The following is a 21,507-nucleotide window of genomic DNA, read 5'->3' as shown; positions in this document are numbered from 1 at the left end:
ATTCTAGATTGATATGGGTTAGCCACAAAAGCAAAGGTTGTTGAACCTGCGGACGCATTGGGGAAATTAAAAGTTTCTGTTCCTACTTTTAAATCACCCGTTGAAATTAAAGTCGTAGGATTGGGAGTAGCATTATTATCGATTAGTAAATCAGGATCTCGATCGCCACGTACCATAAGTCGGTAGGGAGTTCCTACTGTTAAATTAGTAGCATTGGTATTGGGTATGGCTTGCCACCCCGTTCCTGTAATAAACTCAAACATAGAAGGATTACCAGTTGCTGTTTGATCAAATCCATTAGCTCCACTACCCGAACCCGTAATATGGGTTCCAATACCCGTTACATTGTTCCCTCCGTTTTGCCAGTTGTCGTAAATTGAAGTACTAGAATTTACCGGACTAGCCACCATTCTAAAGGCGCGTTTAGCAGGGTAGAATTTTTCAGTGATAACGGTTCCTGATGTTTTGGTATAGGTTCCGTTAATACTTCCTAAGTAAGCATCGCCGTTGGTGGCATCAGATTTAAAGAGCAAATCGCCATCGTGGGTAAAGTTACCATTAGAAGCAATGTGTTGGCCTGCGGCAATGGTTGTATTTCCTTTAAACGCTAAATTAGCAGAATTAGTAGTTTCTAAATTGGCATTGATATTTATATCATTTCCAAATAACTCAATACCCGCATCGCTGGTGACATCCTCATTAATCGTAATGTTTTTATCGTTGGTTGCTTTACCAATGGTTAAACCTGTACTTGAAGCCGTTAAGTTGGTTATCGGATAAGTTACATCCGCTGAAAAAGTAGTCCCTCTAGGAATGTATTTAAACGCACCTGCTGCGGTAAGGGTTCTCGATGTGGTTAATCCCCCCAATGCATTATCGGTATAAAGGGAAATATCGCCGCCGTTGGTAGTAGTCAAATTAGCGTTTAAGGTAATTGTGCCACCGTAAGCGGTGATTGGACCGGCGATGCTTGTTGCAGAACCAAAAGTGATGTTGGCTGTATTGGTTGGTTTACCAATAGTAAGCCCACCTGCCGTACTACTTACATTCAAATTACTGATCGGAAAGCTAAGTGCACCAAGGAAACTATCGCCATAAGAGGAAATTGCAACAGTCCCAGTTGTGTTAATTGCCACATTATTATTAAAGGCAAATTTATCCGCCACAAGACTCACATTACTCGATGAAGCAGAAAGCGATCCTTTTCCAAATTTTGCGGCATTGATAAATGGACCATTATAATTAGAACTAGCTGTATTTGGGGTACGGTCTTCCAAGGTAATCGCACCACTTACTGATTGGATAGCACCGCTGATTGAAAAGCCGCGAGCATTCAACCGGGCTACATTGGCAAGTCCTATTAATGCGATATTTCCTGATTCTGTTTCCACTGTACCAGGAATGATAGTAGCCCAGGAATTACGGCTATTATTCGCCGTTGCATTGGCAGGGGCCTCACTACCATCTCCCACAATCGAAATCGTTCCAGTTCCATTGGTCTCCAACTTAGTATTAGCACCATATTGCCCACCAATATTTACCGTCCACAAGAGCCCATTGAATGTGTTACCTCCGCTACCGCGGACCACAATATTGCCACCCTCAGTGGTACCACCTGCATTGAGCGTAGCGCCAAAAACGCCAATCGCGTAACGGTATGTGGAAAAGGCAGCACCCAAAGAACCGTCATAATGTGCATAGCCAGTCAAGGGATCTGAACCGCCACTCAAAACGATATCGCCACCATTCGTGCTAATCGCCGTGGTGAATACACCTGCAGTGTCGCTTCCTATGCGGATACCACCTACTCGATTGTTGTCGGCGTCCGCCCAAAAGGTAACATCGCCACCTGCTGTGGTAATGGATTTGGTGTTGGCTAGGTTGACATTACCGGAAGCCTTCAGCAATACATCGCCTGCTGCGCTACCTGCACTCGTATTCAGGTTTTCATTGATGGCAATATTACCGCCATACACCGAAATCGGGCCAGCGATAGTTTGGGCGCTATCAATGGTGATGTTGGCGGTGTTGCCTTGTTTGCCCAAACGGAGGCGGCTAAAGCCACTCGATACCGTTAAATTATTCGGAGGCCAAGATTGCGCTACGGAGAAACTGGCGGAATACGGCTCGTATACCAACCCCCCTCCTGCTGTGAGCGTAGCAGTTCCAGAACCAACAATATTGTCTGCCGTTAAGGTAATATTTGCGTTTTGGCCTGCACTTTCAATGTTTAAAGCGTCCTCTAAATTTATAGAATGCCTTGCAGTGATCGTTACATTGCCGGTAAATCCCGTAACTGGAGTAACGCCATTAACCGATTGGCCATCAGAACGCTCACCAACATTAAAGCCGTCTTGTGAGGCGACAAAAAAATCGAATTTATTATTTTCAGTATTGTTAGTCGTAATATTGATATCACCTGCATTACTTAAAATTTGTGTTCGTCCGTTATTGATTCTGTTATGCAGTCCTATATTGCCTTTGGAAGTGCCTGTTATGGTCACTCCACCCCCTATAGCAGCTGTGGATTGAATCAAGATATTACCGCTTCCAAATGTATTGCCCAGGTCAATCCCATAAAAATTGGTTGTAGACGTGCCCGTGATAACAATAGCCGCCATCTGTGGACTAGCAGAGGTAATGGCAATATTAGGAGAGGTGCCACCAAGGTTAATGCCTTTTAATCCAGAAGACTTACCTTCTATAACAATAACACCTGTACCTGCATCGATTAAAAGTTGACTTAGAGCTATTATGCCTTCTTTAGTTCCTCCTGCACCTCGTATGAGAATGTCTCCACCACCTGATAGCAGGCTTGCGGCATTCGCTAACTCTATGCCCTGATCTGAGCTGCTTCCGCTATATGAATATCCATCTGGAATTCCATCACTGCCTGTTCCGCCATTACCGCCATCATCTAATCCACCAGCTAAGACAATTTTGCCGCCAGAAGTAGATACGGTATTCGATCCGGCCAAAGTGATGCCGTTACTCGCGGTACCAGTGATTACATTGTTACTATTGGCCCATAAGATGACATCACCACCGGATGTAGTGACCGATTTGTCTGCCGCTAGCGAAATACCCCCGGAAGCCTTTAATAACAGATCACCATTGGCTGCGCCGGCGGTGGTGTCGATGCTCTCATTAATAGTGATATCACCGCCGTAGAGGGTGATCGGACCAGCGATACTCGCAGCACCACTGATGGTAACGTCCGCCGTGTTGCTGACTTTGCCAATGGTCAAACTTGTTAAGTTACTACCCGTCGTCAGATTCGTAGGCCAAGTCAAGGTACTTGAAAAACTCGCACCCGATGACAGCACATTCAACGTACCGTCGCTCGCAATCGTAGAGGAATTAAAAAACGACATTTCGTCGCCGATTAACTCAATATTACTTGTGCTAGTGCTGACGTCAGTGCTGTCTTTCTCACCGATGGCGAACGTGGACAACCGAATGCCTTTGCTACCACCGTCCAGCGAAATCTGACCAGACGCTGCCAAAATATTCGTTGAGGCTAGGTTAATTCCTTTGAACGTCGAATTTTCAGCTGCACCGTTTATATCAATCGCGGCGCCACCCGTGACCAAGATGTTGCCACCATTACCCTGAAGCCCTGTGTATCCGCCCGCGGAGGTGGTTTCTCCATCAATCGTGATGCCGCCAGCAGCCTTCAGCGTAAATTGGCCTCCATAAGCACCAAGCTCAATACCATGGCCAGCCGTGCTATGACCCGTAATTGAAATAGACCCTGCGCCCGCGTCTATCAATCCAATTTCGTCCCACTGCACACCCATGAGAGCAACGGCTGTATTCGCGGAACCGTTAAATGATACGTCCCCGCCACCGGAATAGATTTTGATGTCCGTTGTCTCATTCGGCGTTCCTAAATGAATACCACCGTTAGCAGCCCCAGTCGGTAAACCCTCACCGTTCACGGCCGAGCCACCACCGAACCAGATTCGGCCACCGCCAGTGTTCTGATTAGTTAAACCATTTGCGGAGTTAAAGCCGGCATTGTTGTTGATATCAATACCACCAGCTGTTCCATCAGCCGAATTCGACCAAAGAACAATGTCTCCGTTGTTGGTTTGTATGTCTGTGTCTGCGGCGACACTTATAAGGCCGGTGCCTTTAAGCAAAACATCCGCACCACTGGCGGTAGAGCTTAAATTTTGATTAACAGTGATACCCCCCCCATACACCGAAATGGGTCCGGCGATAGTTTGGGCTGTTGCGGTGGTGATATTGGCTGTATTGCCTTCTTTACCAAGGGTCAAGCCACTGACATCACTGGATAGGGCTAGGTTGCTTGTCACATTCAATGTACTGCTGAAACTCGTACTTGTGGAGATGGGTTGAATAGTTACTGTGCCGGTGGTGGCAATGCTACTTCCCGAAAAGAAAGTAAAGCTGTCCGCGTTCAGCGTCACATTGCTGCTGGAGGTGAGAACGTCGCTCTCCGCCTTGCGGCCAAAGGTAGCGCCATTGAGTAAATGGCCGCCCGTCGTGTTGGCATTAACCGTAATACCGCCGCTGGCCGCCAGAATGGCGCCGCCCAAACGCAGGTCTGGGTTGGTACTGTTGCCCACGCTACTGCTACCATTGAGCGTGATGCTACCGGTGCCCGTGGCCTCAATAGTATTGAGCGACGCACTCGAAAACCCGATCATGCTGCTACTGCCGCCTGAAGCCGTTCCTGTGATACTGATTGAGCCCGTGCCACTGGTTTTGTACAGACCCGCCGTGGAGCCTCCAGCCCAGCTACCTAGTTCAATACCATTGGGGTTGACGTCGCCAGTTGACAAACCATCAATGGTCAGATTGCCATCGGTGCCAGCGTCAATCGTTACACCACCATAGGTTTGAACCCCCATTTTAAAGTTCGATCCACCCGCTACCGTGTTCTGACCACTCAAGCTGATATCGCCGCCCCCGGAGTAGACATTGATATTGGCGTCGTGACCAGTCCTACTGTCGGTGCCCAAGCCAATACCGTTGGATGTACCGCTGATATTTTGTGCGTAGCCAGTCGGTACTACCGTACCCGAAGCCAAGGTGGTGCTGGCGCTGCCGCCACCCAGTGTGATCGTACCGCCCCCCGTGGCCGTGCTGATGTTAGCTGCCGTACGGTCCGTATTGGAGCGGCTGTCGAGCGAGCTGTTGTCTTTCAGGTAAACCCCGCCTGTGGTCGGCGCGCCCGTGGTGCTGGTGCTGTTGGCCCACAGGGTGATGTCACCGGCGTTGCTTGTGATCGCAAAGCCTTCGTTGACGATGCCGGCCGAAGCCTTGAGCAAGATATCTGCGCCGCTGGCGGTAGAAGTCAGGTTTGAATCGACACTAATGGTGCTACCATACACCGATACTGTACCCGCAACTTCCTCTGCTGTATTAATAGTTACATTTTGCGCATTGGTTGATTTACCAATAGTTAAACCACTGTAACCATCGCCATCTTGATCAATTTCATAATACACTGTTTCTAGTATTTGTCCAAGTGATGCATCATTCGACTCTAAGGTTATCGCGCCTGTTCCATTCAACCAAGGTTTTGCTCCTGCACCAGTAAACCACGATAAAACCTCAGATCTAAGTGTTAAATCACCAGATCCTGCATCAAAAGTTAAATAATCAATATCTAAAGTACCTGAGCCATTAGCATCTGCATCTGCTTCAATTACAATATTGCCATTGGCACTTGTGATATTTCTTCTGGTAGTTGTTCCAGATGCGAAACCATTGGTTGCAGATAATGTAATATCGTCAGCAGTTGAAGAAATAACATCATGATTTACAGTAATTGCTGTTCCTTTTAATGTAATAGGTCCTGCAACATCTATTGAATTTGTAACGGTTATGTTTGAAGTATTGGAAAAGGTAACACCAGTCATTCCAGTATACTCCCCAATCGTAAATCCGCCTAAACTATTAAAAGCATTAATGTTTAATGCATTAAAGGTACCACTTACGTCAATATTTTGGGAAGCATTATTATGACTCCAAGTTACGGCACCTCCGTAAGCACCTCCATCTGGCACTAAATATAAATGTCCTGTAGATGTTAAAGTAGGTGCTCCAGCAAGCACATCTGCAGCTAAAATAATATCCCCTGTCCCTGTATTGACTGATGATGAAGTATGAAAATTAATTCCTTGAGTACCTGCACCAGCGCCAGGAGCAGCCCACATAAATACATCACCACCACTTGTGCTTAAAGTAACCCCATTAAAATCAATTGCATTTTGATTGGTAGCACCTGCTGCATTTACTGATGGTCCATCTCCAACGGTTAAGCCATTCCATGTAGTACTTCCTTGTGCAGTTGCACTACCCCCCATCCAAAAATGTCCGCCATTGGTAGTAATGGTAGCCGAAGCAGCCGCGGTAGCACCCGCACGGTTGTGATTGTTATAATCCGACCATAACACAATATTTAATGCTCCTAAGGTGGATTGAATATCTGCACCTATGCTTACCCGACCATATCCTACGGTATTGGTGCCGCCTGCTCTAATCGTTAATGTCGCATCACCACCAGCTGTTTTATCTATGGCGTTGGATACCATAATTAACAAACCCTCCAGCATTACACTTGTACCCGCATTTAAATAGCCTTCAATTACACTGGTATTAACATTGGCAGTACCTGTTGCTGTAATTGTTACCGGGTTAGAGCCTGAGGTTGACCAGTTGTTACCAGAAGTTCCAGTTTCACCGCTATTACTAATGGTCAAGGTTTGGCTAAAACCAAAAAACGAACTGAATAATAGGATCGAAAAAATGGAATAAGCAAGTCGTTGCATCGTTTATTTTTTTCGCGAAAATATAATGTAGCACATTAACTACATTAAAATTATACTCACGAAAACCTACTGAATAAGAAAAAGCAATTCACAAAAACTTCCTTTTCTATTTTAAAAACCTATTAAACAGTTAAATAGATATTATGAAATTTTGTAAATTTTTCATTTGGATTAAGTTGAAGCTTTTTCCGCATGAGGCTTCTTGAATTTTCGATGGTACGCAGCGAACGGTTGGTTAGCAAGGCAATATCTTTAGAAGAATAGTTGATTTTAATTCTTGTTTGAGCAAACTAAACTTCTTTTTATGTTCAGAAGGTAGGTCATCAAGTATTAGATTAAGTTGGTTACGCAACCAATCTTTTGTTTTTTGAATGTTTAGGTTTTATTTAATTAGACAGCAGTTCTTTGGATTATAATACACCTTAAATTTTAGAACCTATTGCTTAACTTCCAACTAATTTAAAATCCTATTTTTAAATCTCAAATCAACAACAAACATTTTTTCTTATCATTAGAAATAGGATTGTTCCCGCTTATCAATTATGAGCATCAAAAGACTTTAGCCAAATTTTGTATTCAATAAAAAAAACCACCCTTACTTGCGTAAAAGGTGGTTTTAAAAATAATTCACAATAATATCTTTACCAGCCTTGCCTTAATAACTCAATTTCTTTTTCAAGTTGTATTTGTTCTCGAAGAAGCAAGATAATGTTTACAAGAATTATAGCAATTACCATATATAAAATATATAATAAAATATCGAGCTTGTTGATTTTTTTTAACCGCTTTAACATGCTTTTATACTTTTATTTTTTTAATACCAAAATAGATTCCTAAAACTAATCCGGCATATATTAACATATTAATCGGTGCTTCGGGCACATCGTTTACATTATCGTTATCAAAATCGAATACATCTTCTAAACTCTGTGCTTGCGCTTCCGGCATGAGTACTAACATGAAAAGTAAGCTAATTGCGATACCTAATTTTATATTTAATTTCTGCATGAACTCTCTATTTTTTAATTAATTCTTGGGTGTAGTTATTGCCTTCCTGGTCGGTAAGTTGTACAATGTATACACCAGACTCTAAATGGCCTAAGCTTAAGCGCAAGTTGGTATTACTCATTGCTTCTGCTTTAACTTGCATTTGTTGTCCTAGCATATTGTAAACAGCTACACTTGCTTTGCCTGTTAAGGCTAAGTTGCTTTGTAGTTGCACTACATCTACGGCTGGGTTAGGGTAGAGGCTAAACAACTTTTTGTCTACATCTTCCATGCTCATGGTTTCTGCATCAAACTTTAAGGAAAAACGCTGACTATCTAGCGATTCCGTCACATTGGTATCAACGCTAAAGTGATACGTTTCTCCATCTGCTAACAAAGTCTCCGTACCTAAATACGCATCTACTAAATAAACTTCTGTTGTTCCAAAATTAGATAAGTTGGCAACAAAGCTGTAGTCTTGATTACGCCAGTTGTTATTAAATAACGGAATCACTTCTTCATTTTCTGGGAAGTTTCTACGCTGAATGCTAAACAAGCTGTTTTGATTGACTGAAGCTAGGTTTTCATCGATATTCCCCATTTTAGCAATGTCTAAAGCATCTACCTCAGTAATTCCATCAGCGGCAAAACGCAAACGAATGGCATCGATAATCTGACTTTCTTCATTTTGCAACTCGAATAATAAACTCATTTGATTATTACTTAATGGCGCTGGTTTATTTAACGAAGTTGTTATGTCTTTCACACTTTCAGTAAATGAAATATTAGAATTTGTTCCTATTAACTGAATAAAGAACGCTTGCCCAGGTTCAATAAATTTAGTAGCATCCGAGCTAGGAGTTGTATCTCCATTTCCTGAAGAAAGTTCATCAATCGTTACAAAAGCTCCACGGGTGTTAATCATTGGGTCCCACACCCAAAGTTGATTATTATAAGCACTAGCATTTGCACTTAGTACTTCGCTTATATCAATTCTACTTTGGTAAGGGTTTGCGATAAATGCAAAGGTAGTACTACCTGCAACTGCACTTGGGAAGCTTAAATTCTGGTTTCCAGTTAGTAAACTTCCTGTGGTCACTAAAGTGGTCGCGCTTGCCGATTCGTTAGAGTTTAAGTCGATACTTCTGTCTCCTCTTACCAATAAACGATAGGGTTTTCCAGCCACCAAGTTGGTATTGTTGGTGTTAGCAACAGCTTGCCAACCGGTTCCTGTAATAAATTCGAACATAGAAGCTGCACCTGTTAAGGTTTGGTCAAATCCGTTGGCTCCTGTTGTTGAACCGGTAATATGTGTTCCAATACCAGCTTCATTAAGTCCAGCATTTTGCCAGTTATCATAAATTGATGCAGTTGAATTTACCGTACTGGTTACCATTCTAAAAGCGCGTTTTTGTGGATAATATTTTTCAACCACAATATCACCTGAACCGCTCATACTTCCTGAAAATTCATCAAAATAACTATCGCCAGTGGCATCGCTTTTAAAAGTGATTTTTCCATCATTCATAATTGAATTGTTCACTTTTAAGCTATGTGTAGGTGTAACTACTAGGTTAGCATTGCTGTTTTCAATAACAATTGAAGCCATTTCGAAATCTTCATCTAGCTCTAAGTTATGGTTATTTGAAACCGTTTTACTTGGAATACGAATTGTTTGAGTTGGATTAGGAACTAAAGCTTCAGACCAATTTGAACCAACACCTTGACTGCTTGAGCTTGAACCTACAAAAATATAATCTGGTGTAAAGCCTTGACTTCTTAAAAAAGGATAGCCATTGTTATCATTTTGATTAATTCCCCAAACTATCCAAAAGGCGGAGCTCCAGTGGCCAGTGTGAGCTAAGCTCCAACTTGCTCCAAGGAATGTGCTAGCTTGTTTCATTTCTGCAGTGGTTTTGCCTGTGCCGCTTGCTGAAGATGTTTGTCCTGAAGTTTCCGTATCCCAAAAACAACCTGTTACCGTGCCTGCATTTAAAGTTCCCATAAAAGCCCCAACCGAAGAAGTTCCCGAAGCGGAACCTGTAGAATAACAATTGGTCACATCTGCACGGTTATAACCAATTAAACCACCTACATGAGCACCACCAGTTACATTACCTGTGGCATAACAATTATATATTTCCGTTCCAGTGTTAGAATACCCTACTAAACCACCTGTAGAAACATCAGTTCCCGTTACATCACCTGTAGCATAAGAGCCCCGTAAAATGGTATTAATATTCATGTATCCAATTAACCCAGCACTTTGTCGGGCTGTTCCATCCACATTTCCTAAGGCATAACAATCTGCCACAATTCCTTTAGTACCAATGAGTGTATTTTCCACTGTAATTTCTCCAATTAAACCACCTAAACGCTCTTCACCAGCAACTACTACGTTTGCATTAGAATTGCTCACATTCACACCTCCATTTACCAAACCAGCCAAACCACCCGTTCGTACTTGTCCATTAAATGTAGCTGTTACTGTTCCTCCAGTTACCGAACAACTCTCTATTAAACCCGCAGTTGTAGACCCATCACCATATCTTCCCACTAGTCCTCCAGTCCAAGCACTACCAGTAATTTCCACGTTCGTTAAAACAATGTTTTTTAACTCGCCATCTGTTTTGTAACCAAATAAACCTTGGTAAATCTCTGCTGAACGATCGATAAACAAACCGTCGATGGTATTATTTTGTCCGTTGTAAGTTCCCGAAAATTTAGTGGTATTGTTTCCAATCGGACTAAAACCTTCACCAGCATTCCATGTTGAAGTAGCTGAAGCATCAATATTTGCGGTTTGTATAAAGTGTTTGTCCCAATCTTCATTAGAATTACTCAATCTCTCAAGGTGGTCTAAATTTGCAATTTGGTAAGGGTTACCTGATGTACCATCGCCACCCGCATAGGGAGAGCCGTTATATTCGTATGCGCCGATATCTCTAATTCCATTTTTATTATATCCTCTTTGATCGGTATCGGGAACATCGCTATTTTCTACACCTGCATTGATAGCTGGACTGCCTGTTTGTAAGGAAATAGTGTGTGTTGGACCACCATTATCCGCCAATGCATTTAATAAGGGATTTGAAGAACTTAGGTTGGTAGAAGTACCATTAACACTTTCACTATCGTCTACTATTGAGTTTATTGCACTTATTGTTGTACTGTAATTATATGCATTGTATAAATTATTTCCCTCATCATTTGCTGTATTACCATACAAAATTGAGTTCGTAATCATTATATTGTAATCAAACCAATTAATAGAAATTGCCCCTCCACGATAACCTTCATTATTGGTAAACGTACAATTGATTATATGGGCTTCAGGATTATCGTTTAGCTCTGAACTTGAATAAAAACCAAATAATACAGTACCTCCAGATGGTGTGCCATTACTATGTAAAAGTTGATTATTGTAAAATGTAGAATTTTTAATAGTAACTTTTTTTGTATTTTCATTAAATATTGCAGAGCCACCAGCATCATTCTCTGCATTTGGAACTACATTATCGGTAAACAAAGAATTTTGAACTAAAAAGTTTTTCACATCAAAATTATAAATTCCACATCCTTTAGCAGCGGTGTTTATTGCTCTGTTACCTTTAAACTCACAACGATTTATTTCAACGTTTTTAATATATTGAAAATTTACAGTACCTGCATCTCCAGTAGTAATAAAAGCATATCTGAAGCTTAGATCCTCTAATTTTATTTCATCTATAAAATCAGCTTCTAACAACCTCATGCCTATACCAGATGTTGTAACCCCAGTGTTACCTTGGATTATAGTTTGGTCAGCACCCTGTCCTCTTATTGATAAAGATTTATTTACATCAATTGTATTTGTTAGGGTAAAGGTTTCTGCTGCTATATCTATAATATCGTATTCATCTGCAGCAGCTATTGCGGCATTTATTGAAGTATAATCTGCACCACTTGAACCTACCGTAATTTTTTCAATAAAATTTACATCTATATATTTATAAGAATCTGTGATTTCAAATGAATTTCCAAAAGAAAAGGCACTATTGTCAAAATCTATGAATAAATTGGAAGTATCATTAGAATTAGTATGTGCATTTGCAGCACCAGTTAATGAAAACAAGACTTCTTCATCAGATTGTTTTATTACACTAGCCGTTAATCCGAATGGCACATTGTTTACTGTAACTTTTCCAGTTAGCACAAAGTTCTCACCAATTGCTCCTGTAAAAGAATCGCCGTTTGGTGCATTGTATGTTATGCTAATTGAATTTCTGATAGATCCATTATTCAAAACATCAGACTCTATAAAAGCATTTGTAGAATATTCAATTGACATTGTAACAGTTTCGACACTTGGCGCGGGAAAAGACCCATAGCCCACATTCCATGAAGAAACCAAATCGGGTGTAGCCACATCTTCATTTGAGTAATAATATTCACTGTTTCCGTATTGGATAATACCCCATCCATCACAGGCGAACATAAAACAATCATATTTTAGCTCCCATGAAGAATCTCCATCTTTTACGTATTTGGGTTTGCTATTATAAGTGCCATCTTGAATGTAAGTTCCATTTGCAGCGGAAGTACCTGCTCCACTAACCACAATATTTTGCGCATTACCTAGAGAAAAGCAAAAAAAAAGCAAAACATAAAAAAAACCAAAGTTTGAAATTGTAATTTTGTTCATAGATTAAAATATAATATTTAATCTACAAACATATTTTTTAAATACACATCTTTCAAAAATTAGATATAGATATCATATAGACAAGCCTAGAATTTAACTTATATAAATAGCTTTCTATCAGTTTATTGATGAATAAACAATTTTGTCTATATCAAATCTATGTTTAATTTTAGCAATATTGAAGCCAATATCATAAATAAATTTACTTTGCGATTTAACTCTCCATTTTAGAGAATTAATACCCATTACTATTTTAAATGTTGCATAAATGCTTCTTAAAATACCAGCCAACAGCAGGCTGGTACATCGGCATTATACCTACATAATTGATATCCAAATTAGCATAATTAAAAAAACCACCCTTACTTTACGTAAAAGGTGGTTTTAAAAATAACTCACAATACTATCTTTACCTCCCTTGCTTCATCAACTCAAGCTCTTTTTCAAGCTGTATTTGTTCTCGAAGAACGAAGATGATGTATACAAGAATTATAGCAAAAGCTAGTTATAAAATATAGGATATGACATCGAGCTTATTGATTTTTTTTAACCGCTTCAACATGCTTTTATGCTTTTATTTTCTTTATACCAAAATAGCTACCTACAACTAATCCGGCATATATTAACATGTTAATCGGTGCTTCGGGTACATCGTTTACATTATCGTTATCAAAATCGAATACTTCTTCTAAACTCTGTGCTTGTGTTTCAGGCATGAGTACTAATATGAAAAGTAAGCTAATTGCGATACCTAATTTTATATTTAATTTCTGCATGATCTCTTTACTTTTTAATTAATTCTTGGGTGTTGCTATTGCCTTCTTGGTCGGTAAGTTGTACAATGTATACACCAGAGGCTAAATGGCCTAAGCTTAAGCGCAAGTTGGTATTACTTATTGCTTCTGCTTTAATTTGCATTTGTTGTCCTAGCATGTTGTAAACAGCTACATTTGCTTTGTCTGTTAAGGCTAAGTTGCTTTGTAGTTGCACTACATCTACTGCTGGGTTAGGGTAGAGGCTAAACCACTTCTTGTCTACATCTTCCATGCTCATGGTTTCTGCATCAAACTTTAAGGAAAAACGCTGGCTATCTAGCGATTCCGCTACATTGGCATCAACGCTAAAGTGATACCCTTCGCCATCTGCTAACAAAGTTTCTGTTCCTAAATACGCATCTACTAAATAAACTTCTGTTGTTTCAAAATTAGATAAGTTGGCCACAAAGCTGTAGTCTTGATTTCGCCAATTGTTAGTAAATAGGGGAATCACCTCATCATTTTCTGGAAAGTTTCTACGCTGAATGCTAAACAAGCTGTTTTGATTGACAGAAGCTAGGTTTTCATCGATATTTCCCATTTTAGCAATATCTGCTGCATCTACCTCAGTAATTCCATCAGCGGCAAAACGCAAACGAATGGCATCGATAATCTGACTTTCTTCATTTTGCAACTCGAATAATAAACTCATTTGATTATTACTTAATGGTGCAGGTTTATTTAACGAAGTTGTTATGTCTTTCACACTCTCTGTAAAAGAAATCTGTGAATCTCCACCTGTTAACTGAATAAAGAACGCCTGTCCAGGTTCAATAAATTTAGTAGCATCCGAGCTAGGAGTTGTGGTGCCATTTCCTGATAATTGATCTATGGTGACAAAAGCTCCACGCGTATTAATCATTGGGTCCCACACCCAAAGTCTAGTATCATCAGCATTGCTGCTATTGGCAGTAAGGACTTCACTAACATCAATTCTAGATTGATAGGGATTGGCAATAAAAGCAAAGGTATTGCTGCCTGCCGTTGCACTTGGGAATGTTGGTGCTATGTTTCCTACTTGTAAAGTTCCTGTTGAGATTAAAGTCGTTTCTCCAAAAGATTCATTGGAGTCTAGGTCAATTCCACGATCGCCACGCACCATTAAACGGTAAGGTGCACCTACGCTTAAATTTGTACCATTAGTATTGATAACGGCTTCCCAACCATTGGCATTACTAAAGCTAAATAAAGACGGGTTACCTGTAGCTGTATAATCTAATCCTGTAGTTGAATTAGGTTCTCCTTCTGTTCCTGTATTGTCTCCCGTAATATGGGTACCAATTCCCGCTTCATTAGCTCCGCCGTTTTGCCAGTTGTCAAAGATGCTACCGCCATCTACGGGACTAGCTACCATTCTAAAGGCGCGTTTGGCGGGGTAGTATTTTTCACTTACTGCAGTACCACTACCTGAAATACTTCCTGTAAATTCATCAAAGTGACTATCGCCTGAAGCATCACTTTTAAAGGTAATTTGACCGTTGTTGGTGATGTTGTCGTTCACTTTAATGCTTTTGGTTGGTAAGACAACCAAATTCCCATCTTCATTTTCAATAAATAGAGTAGCAATTTCCAAGTCTTCATCCACCTCTAAGCTAATGTTGTTTGAAGCAACTTTAGAAGGAATACGAACTGTTGTTAAGGAAGTTGGTACTGAAGCTTCAGACCAACTTGATGGGTTAGTTAGAAGACCAGTAGATGTTCCTAAATAGATGTGATCAGAATCAGAAACATTATCCTGATATCTTAAAAAAGGATAGCCATTGTTATCATTTTGATTAATTCCCCAAATTTCATTTGATGATGTAAAATCCCAATTTGCTTCAAGAAATGTGCTTGCTTGTTGCATTTCTTCAGTGGTTTTGCCTGTGCCACCAACAGCGGTAACATTTAAACCACTTGTTTCAGTGTCATAAAAACTATTGGTAACGACACTGCTACTTCCCAATTCTCCGCCAACTAGTCCGCCTACATTACTTGATGCAGTGCTTGTTACTTCTCCAGTAGCGTAAGAATTGGTCACTGATGTATTTTGTAAACCGCCAGTGAGACCACCTAGGTAATCAAAGTTATTCTGTGAAGTTACCGCACCAGTGGCGTAACTATTGGAAATAGAACTACCACTGCCATCAGCACTCGTACAAAAACCAACCAGCGAGCCTAAGCTTCCACCATTTGAATCAATTACAACACTACTAAAGGATTCATTAACACTGCTATCTACCAAGTAGCCTACAATTCCACCTATTTGGCTATAGCCATTGTCCGGACCAGAACCATAGGCAGTACCGCTTGCCGATAAGCGACTGAGAACAGAATCATCTGCACGACCGATAATAATTCCCGTTCTACCTCTCCCTCTAACATTTCCGTCACTGAGTTTTAAATTGTGGATATTGGCATCTTTTATCCAACCGAAAAGTCCCATACCTATTTCAGATGTGTTGTCGATGTATAAGTTAGAAATAGTAAAGCCTTGACCATCATAGTCCCCAGTAAATTGAGTACCCCCATCAACTTCACTAATATTTTCTCCTATAGGTGTCCAGCCTCTTGCGGTATAATTTGAACTTGCTGATGCATTGCCATTCCAGCCAAAAGTAAATACTGTATTTATATCTCCAGTTTGCGTGTAGTTACCATTCCATCTAGTAACGTCTTCCGCTATCCATAATAGATTAGCTAAGGTTGCAATTTCGTTAGTTGTTGTTGGTGCAATACTTACAGGGCTTGTATATTTTAAAGCTGGATATTCATTGTAGGTTAATGGAGATGACATTGACCAAACACCAGAAAAATCCCAATTACTGAAATTAGTTTGGGTTTTCATTTGAGTTGTTGTTCGCCCATTAACGCCAGTTTTTGTACCATCACCATAGGCACTTGTCAAATTAGAAACATCAGTATCCCAGTAGCAATTTGATAATGTAGTTCCTACACTTGCTCCAGTACCTATAAAACCTCCAATATTTGTGGTTCCCCCACTGGTACTTGTTACTTTCCCAATGGAATAACAATTGCTAATTGTAGATGTGCCAGTAAAACTTCCAATAAAACCACCAGCACCAACACTAATACTTCCTGTTGTTCCTCCTCTTGTAACATTGCCTAAAGAGAAAGAATTAGATATGCCACTACCTCTGTAAAGTCCTGCAAAACCCCCAACATGACCTTGATTTCCAGTACTTGTAACTGAGCCTGTGGCAAAACAACCTGAAAACGATGAGTCTGTTGTGCCATCACCTACTATACCACCAACATTTCTCCCTTCTGCTGTTACCGAAACTGATGTAGAAGAATTGATGACATTTATATTGTAAACAAAACCTAAAAGACCACCGCAATCAGCAGCATTACTTCCAGTTCTTGCGGAAGTAACAGCTCCAGTAACATGAACATTATTCACTTCAGTATCTGTTCCTGGTATATTTGTTCCAATTAAACTTCCAACTTCGTGTGATCCTGTAATATCGACATTGGTTAATGTTAAATCAGATATGCTTGCTCCATTGGCTTTACCAAAAAAACCAACTCCAGCAAGAGTTGGTCTATTGATTACTAATCCGTTTATTGTTTTGTTATTACCATCAAACGTTCCTGTGAAAGGACTAGATGCACTTCCAATGGGTTCCCAGCCATCGTTTGCATTAGCTGAAGGTGAAGCGTAGGTTTGATATCCAACAGAATTTTCATTTAAATCAACATTAAGAATGTAATTAGCTGAAAGATCATTACGAACGTTATCTAAGTCTTCCCATGTATTGATTTCAATTTGCCCATAACTACTTAAATAGCTTAAGCAAATAAGCAACAAAAGACTTAGCTCTTGAAGATTTTTAAATGTAATTTTTTTCATAGATAAAAAGTATTATTTAATCAACAAACTTATTTCTAAAATTCACTTGTTTCAAAAATTAGATATAGATATCATATAGACAAGCCTAGAATTTAACTTATATAAATAGCTGTATATCAGTTTATTGATGAATAAACAATTTTGTCTATATCAAATTTATGTTTAATTTTAGCAATATTGAAGCCAATATCATAAATAAATTTACTTTGCGATTTAACTCTCCATTTTTAGAGAATTAATACCCATTACTTTTTTAAATGTTGCATAAATGCTTCTTAAAATACCAGCCAGCAGCAGGCTGGTACATCGGTATTATACCTACATAATAGATATTTAAATTAGCATAATTAAAAAAACCACCCTTACTTGCGTAAAAGGTGGTTTTAAAAATAATTCACAATACTATTTTTACCGGCCTTGCTTCATCAACTCAAGCTCTTTTTCAAGCTGAATTTGTTCTTGAAGAACGAAGATAATGTTTACAAGAATTATAGCAATAGCTATGTATAAAATATAGGATACCACATCGAGCTTATTGATTTTTTTTAATCGCTTCAACATGCTTTTATGCTTTTATGGCTTTATTTTTTTTATACCAAAATAGCTACCTACAACTAATCCGGCATATATTAACATGTTAATCGGTGCTTCGGGCACATCGTTTACATTATCGTTATCAAAATCGAATACTTCTTCTACACTCTGTGCTTGCGCTTCCGGCATGAGTACTAATATGAAAAGTAAGCTAATTGCGATACCTAATTTTATATTTAATTTCTGCATGATCTCTTTATTTTTTATAACATGCCCACTACTGGTTTTAAATGCGTAGTGGGCATGTTTTAGATTTATGATTTACTTCTTAATTAATTCTTGGGTGTAGCTATTGCCTTCTTGGTCGGTAAGTTGTACAATGTATACACCAGACTCTAAATGGCCTAAGCTTAAGCGCAAGTTGGTATTACTTATTGCTTCTGCTTTAATTTGCATTTGTTGTCCTAGCATGTTGTAAACAGCTACACTTGCTTTGCCTGTTAAGGCTAAGTTGCTTTGTAGTTGCACTACATCTACCGCTGGGTTAGGGTAGAGGCTAAACCACTTTTTGTCTACATCTTCCATGCTCATGGTTTCTGCATCAAACTTTAAGGAAAAACGCTGACTATCTAGCGATTCCGCAACATTGGCATCAACGCTAAAGGAATAAACTTCGCCATCTGTTAACAATATTCAAACAATGCTATTGAGTAAAATGAAATTTATAGCGGATTTAAGAGCATTTATGAAGCTTTAATATCAATTCTGTATTTTTGTCGGACAACAATGATTTTTTATATCTCAATCTTAAACTATTTTTCACTTATTAATTCTCAACATAAATCTAGCTTCTTATTATGAAGTGTATTAGGATAAATTAAGATTTCTTTAAAAAGAACGAATGGCACGAACCCTTCTTGTATCAAATTTTTTACCAACACCTATACTACCGTTTCCCATATTAATAGCTCTTGCATTTGCAGCAGGATCAGAATTGTTGTTTTGAGTTGAAGACCAATAAGAACCACTATTTACGAAATTACCTATTGTGTTTTTATTTGAATAGAGTTTTATAAGTTCATCTTGACTTGGGAGATACCAATCGTTATAAGTAACACCATCATCTATTACTGTATAATTAAAGGCAAGTTTTGCAGCACAATCTGAAAGACTACATCCACTATTAATATTGATTGAATTTTGATAACCAGTACCAATTGCTGTTCCACCTGCACCGCTAATAATATCTCCATGACAGCCCCACTTTGCTTGTTCTAAGTCATTTGTAGAAGCTATAATTCCGTGTGCTTCACCTTCTACATAGCCAGGATCTCCAGGCGCTAAAATATAAGCAACCGTACCACCTTGGTAACTAGAACCAACAGATGGGGTAAAAAAAGGTGAACTACTATTAGAAGGACTACTTGGTAAGCTAGTTCCTATTGAGTTAGTGGCGGTTACAGTAAACGTATATGAAGTACCATTGGTAAGACCGTTTACTGTTATATTGCCACTGCCTTCCTGAGAAACTGTCCCAGTAATCCCCTCAGGAGATGAAGTAGCAGTATAAGAGATTATAGGAGATCCTCCATCGGATTCTGGTGCGGTAAAGCTTACAACAACTTCTTCATTAGATGCAACTGCTGTTCCTATAATAGGCGGATTTGGCTCGGTTGAAGCTGCTGAAGAACCATCTAAATTCATCCATTCAGTAGCATTAAATAAATTTAATTGATTAGTAGTTAGGTTATAAATCATCAAACCCTCTGCAGGATTAACAATTTGATCTCTTTCAATTTGGCTCATCCGCGGTGGTAAAAAGCCTTTTTCGGTACTATGTAGCTCAAGTTGTGCTGAAGCATCTGGGGTTGTAGTGCCAATTCCAACTTGGGCATGGAAAGTTAAAGTAGATAAAAGTGTGAGTAAAAGGTATAATGTAAATTTCATCATAATTATTTTAAATGAAAATCCAAAACTATTAAATGCATGTCTCCAAGCTTTGAAAAAGCTTTGTATGTTCACTCATAAATTAACAATTGAGTGAAACTATTTTATGGTATTTCAAAAAATAAGTTGAATGATGAATTTTTAAAAATAAGATCAAGAATATTGATTAACAAAACCTTATACTTCGTTTAGATTTTTCTCTCTCTTAGTAGTTCTTGAAACCTAAGCAACCTTTTGTTGTTGTAATTATTTTGGATATTCTAATTTAGAAAAGAGATTATTTTTTAATTTTGAAAATATTTTTAAACAATTGTAATGACTAAAAATTTAATTTTAAAAAAAATAATTATCAGTGTTTTAAGAGAATTCAAAATTGTTAAAATAGATTGCATTTTTTATTTTAAAATAAGAAGATGATCCAATGATATACCCCGTTTTTTTGATATTTTTTGTAGTTCTTTATATAAACTTTACTCTATTTAGACGAATTAATAAGACTAATAGTTATCATCAAATTTACTTAGTCACTCATTTTACTTCGCAAACGTTAATAATTTTAAATTTTTGCTTGTATCTTTCTCTTGATGTGGCATTACCATTATTATTAATCAGTTCGATAAAAGTTATCTCGCTCTTATCTATTTTTAAATTTATAGCTTCCATAAATAAACAAAAACGAGCTCAACTAAATTTAATAGATGGTATTTTATTTATTTTATTTTTTGGTGTTTATTTAATTAATTTTTCTGGTCTTGAAATAACTAACTTTAATTTTAATGTTTTTGCTTCTGATACTTTTATGTCTCTAATTAAAACATATTTTTACAATTATAAAGACGTTGTATTTGTTTTCACTTTAATTAGTATTTATTACAGTTCAAAAATTGTAATCGATATTTATAAATTATATAAAAATGAAAAAATAGAAGAGAGTACTAAAATTAACATCCTAAAATTCAGCTATCTATATATAACTTTGTTTTTGTCAAGTACTTTTATTAGCAGCTTGTTTATTATCTTGAATTTATTAAATATACCATCATCATTCATCCTACTTTTTAATAAACTACTAATTATTTCAAGTCTATTAGTTTTAATTGCTATACCTTTCCTTTTAAAAAATATAAGTTCAATAAAGCCTTTTTCTTCAAAAAAATTTATGTCTGAATTCAAACAAATTGATAGTTTTTTAATTGATGAAAAACCCTATTTAAAACCAACTTACACATTAAGCAATTTAAGTGCTGATTTAAATCTAGGTTCTCATTCAATAAGGCAGGCTGTTAAAATTAATAGGAACATGACAGTTCCGAAGTACTTAAATTCTCATAGAATTAATTATGCTTGCTCACAAATTGAAAGTGGTTTTTTAGATAAATTTTCGGTAAGTGCTTTAGTAAATGAGTGTGGTTTTGGAAGTCAACAGTCTTTTAATCGCTCTTTTAAGCAGTTTTGCAATAAAACTCCTAATGAATATTTAACATCTTTAAAAAGACCCTAATAAACTAGTATCTAATTTAGCCCCAAACAGTTTAAAGTCATATTTTAAATTTCAAATCAACAATAAATATTTTTCTTAAATAAAAAAACCACCCTTACTTTACGTAAAAGGTGGTTTTAAAAATAACTCACAATACTATCTTTACATCCCTTGCTTCATCAACTCAAGCTCTTTTTCAAGCTGTATTTGTTCTTGAAGAACGAAGATGATGTTTACAAGAATTATAGCAATAGCTAGGTATAAAATATAGGATATGACATCGAGCTTGTTGATTTTTTTTAATCGCTTCAACATGCTTTTATGCTTTTATTTTTTTTATACCAAAATAGCTACCTACAACTAATCCAGCATATATTAACATATTAATCGGTGCTTCGGGC

The 21,507-nt window shown here is 38.2% G+C and carries 8 protein-coding genes and 1 pseudogene; 1 reads left to right on the top strand and 8 read right to left on the bottom strand.

Features of this window, described 5'->3' with window-relative positions; genetic code table 11:
• The 8 genes and pseudogenes from IEV72_RS13360 to IEV72_RS13675 form a co-directional block, all read right to left on the bottom strand.
• Window positions 1-6,806, bottom strand: a pseudogene (locus IEV72_RS13360) (hypothetical protein); the annotation flags it as partial.
• 798 nt (window positions 6,807-7,604) lie between these two features.
• The gene (locus tag IEV72_RS13355; RefSeq protein WP_188459624.1) at window positions 7,605-7,814 is read right to left on the bottom strand and encodes a hypothetical protein; all 210 of its coding nucleotides are present in this window, start codon (window positions 7,812-7,814) and stop codon (window positions 7,605-7,607) included.
• Between the two features lie 7 nt (window positions 7,815-7,821).
• The gene (locus IEV72_RS13350; RefSeq protein WP_188459623.1) at window positions 7,822-12,477 is read right to left on the bottom strand and encodes a T9SS type A sorting domain-containing protein; all 4,656 of its coding nucleotides are present in this window, start codon (window positions 12,475-12,477) and stop codon (window positions 7,822-7,824) included.
• Window positions 12,478-13,043: 566 nt separating this feature from the next.
• A complete protein-coding gene (locus IEV72_RS13345; protein ID WP_188459622.1) occupies window positions 13,044-13,253 on the bottom strand; it encodes a hypothetical protein in 210 nt (69 codons plus the stop codon).
• A gap of 7 nt (window positions 13,254-13,260) precedes the next feature.
• Entirely contained in the window at window positions 13,261-17,145 is a 3,885-nt protein-coding gene (locus tag IEV72_RS13340) for a T9SS type A sorting domain-containing protein (protein ID WP_188459621.1), read from the bottom strand.
• 573 nt (window positions 17,146-17,718) lie between these two features.
• Window positions 17,719-17,928 (bottom strand): hypothetical protein, encoded by a 210-nt coding sequence (locus IEV72_RS13335; protein ID WP_188459620.1) that lies wholly within the window; start codon window positions 17,926-17,928, stop codon window positions 17,719-17,721.
• Between the two features lie 72 nt (window positions 17,929-18,000).
• Window positions 18,001-18,369, bottom strand: coding sequence for a T9SS type A sorting domain-containing protein (locus tag IEV72_RS13330; protein WP_188459619.1), 369 nt, complete (start codon window positions 18,367-18,369; stop codon window positions 18,001-18,003).
• Window positions 18,370-18,567: 198 nt separating this feature from the next.
• Window positions 18,568-19,626, bottom strand: a complete 1,059-nt coding sequence (locus IEV72_RS13675) for a phage tail-like protein (RefSeq protein ID WP_229731934.1) — start codon at window positions 19,624-19,626, stop codon at window positions 18,568-18,570.
• Between the two features lie 586 nt (window positions 19,627-20,212).
• Here IEV72_RS13675 and IEV72_RS13320 point away from each other — a divergent pair.
• A complete protein-coding gene (locus IEV72_RS13320) occupies window positions 20,213-21,127 on the top strand; it encodes a helix-turn-helix domain-containing protein (protein ID WP_188459618.1) in 915 nt (304 codons plus the stop codon).
• The last annotated feature ends 380 nt before the right edge of the window (window positions 21,128-21,507 follow it).

It is taken from the genome of Psychroflexus planctonicus (assembly GCF_014640195.1).
Lineage (GTDB): Bacteria > Bacteroidota > Bacteroidia > Flavobacteriales > Flavobacteriaceae > Psychroflexus > Psychroflexus planctonicus.
The sequence above is the reverse complement of the archived record's forward strand: the minus strand, read 5'-3'. Positions and strand labels throughout refer to the sequence as shown.

Coding starts and splice junctions, on each gene's coding strand:
- IEV72_RS13355 (WP_188459624.1), bottom strand. CDS start 7,814: ATGCAGAAATTAAATATAAAATTAGGTATCGCAATTAGCTTACTTTTC.
- IEV72_RS13350 (WP_188459623.1), bottom strand. CDS start 12,477: ATGAACAAAATTACAATTTCAAACTTTGGTTTTTTTTATGTTTTGCTT.
- IEV72_RS13345 (WP_188459622.1), bottom strand. CDS start 13,253: ATGCAGAAATTAAATATAAAATTAGGTATCGCAATTAGCTTACTTTTC.
- IEV72_RS13340 (WP_188459621.1), bottom strand. CDS start 17,145: ATGAAAAAAATTACATTTAAAAATCTTCAAGAGCTAAGTCTTTTGTTG.
- IEV72_RS13335 (WP_188459620.1), bottom strand. CDS start 17,928: ATGCAGAAATTAAATATAAAATTAGGTATCGCAATTAGCTTACTTTTC.
- IEV72_RS13675 (WP_229731934.1), bottom strand. CDS start 19,626: ATGAAATTTACATTATACCTTTTACTCACACTTTTATCTACTTTAACT.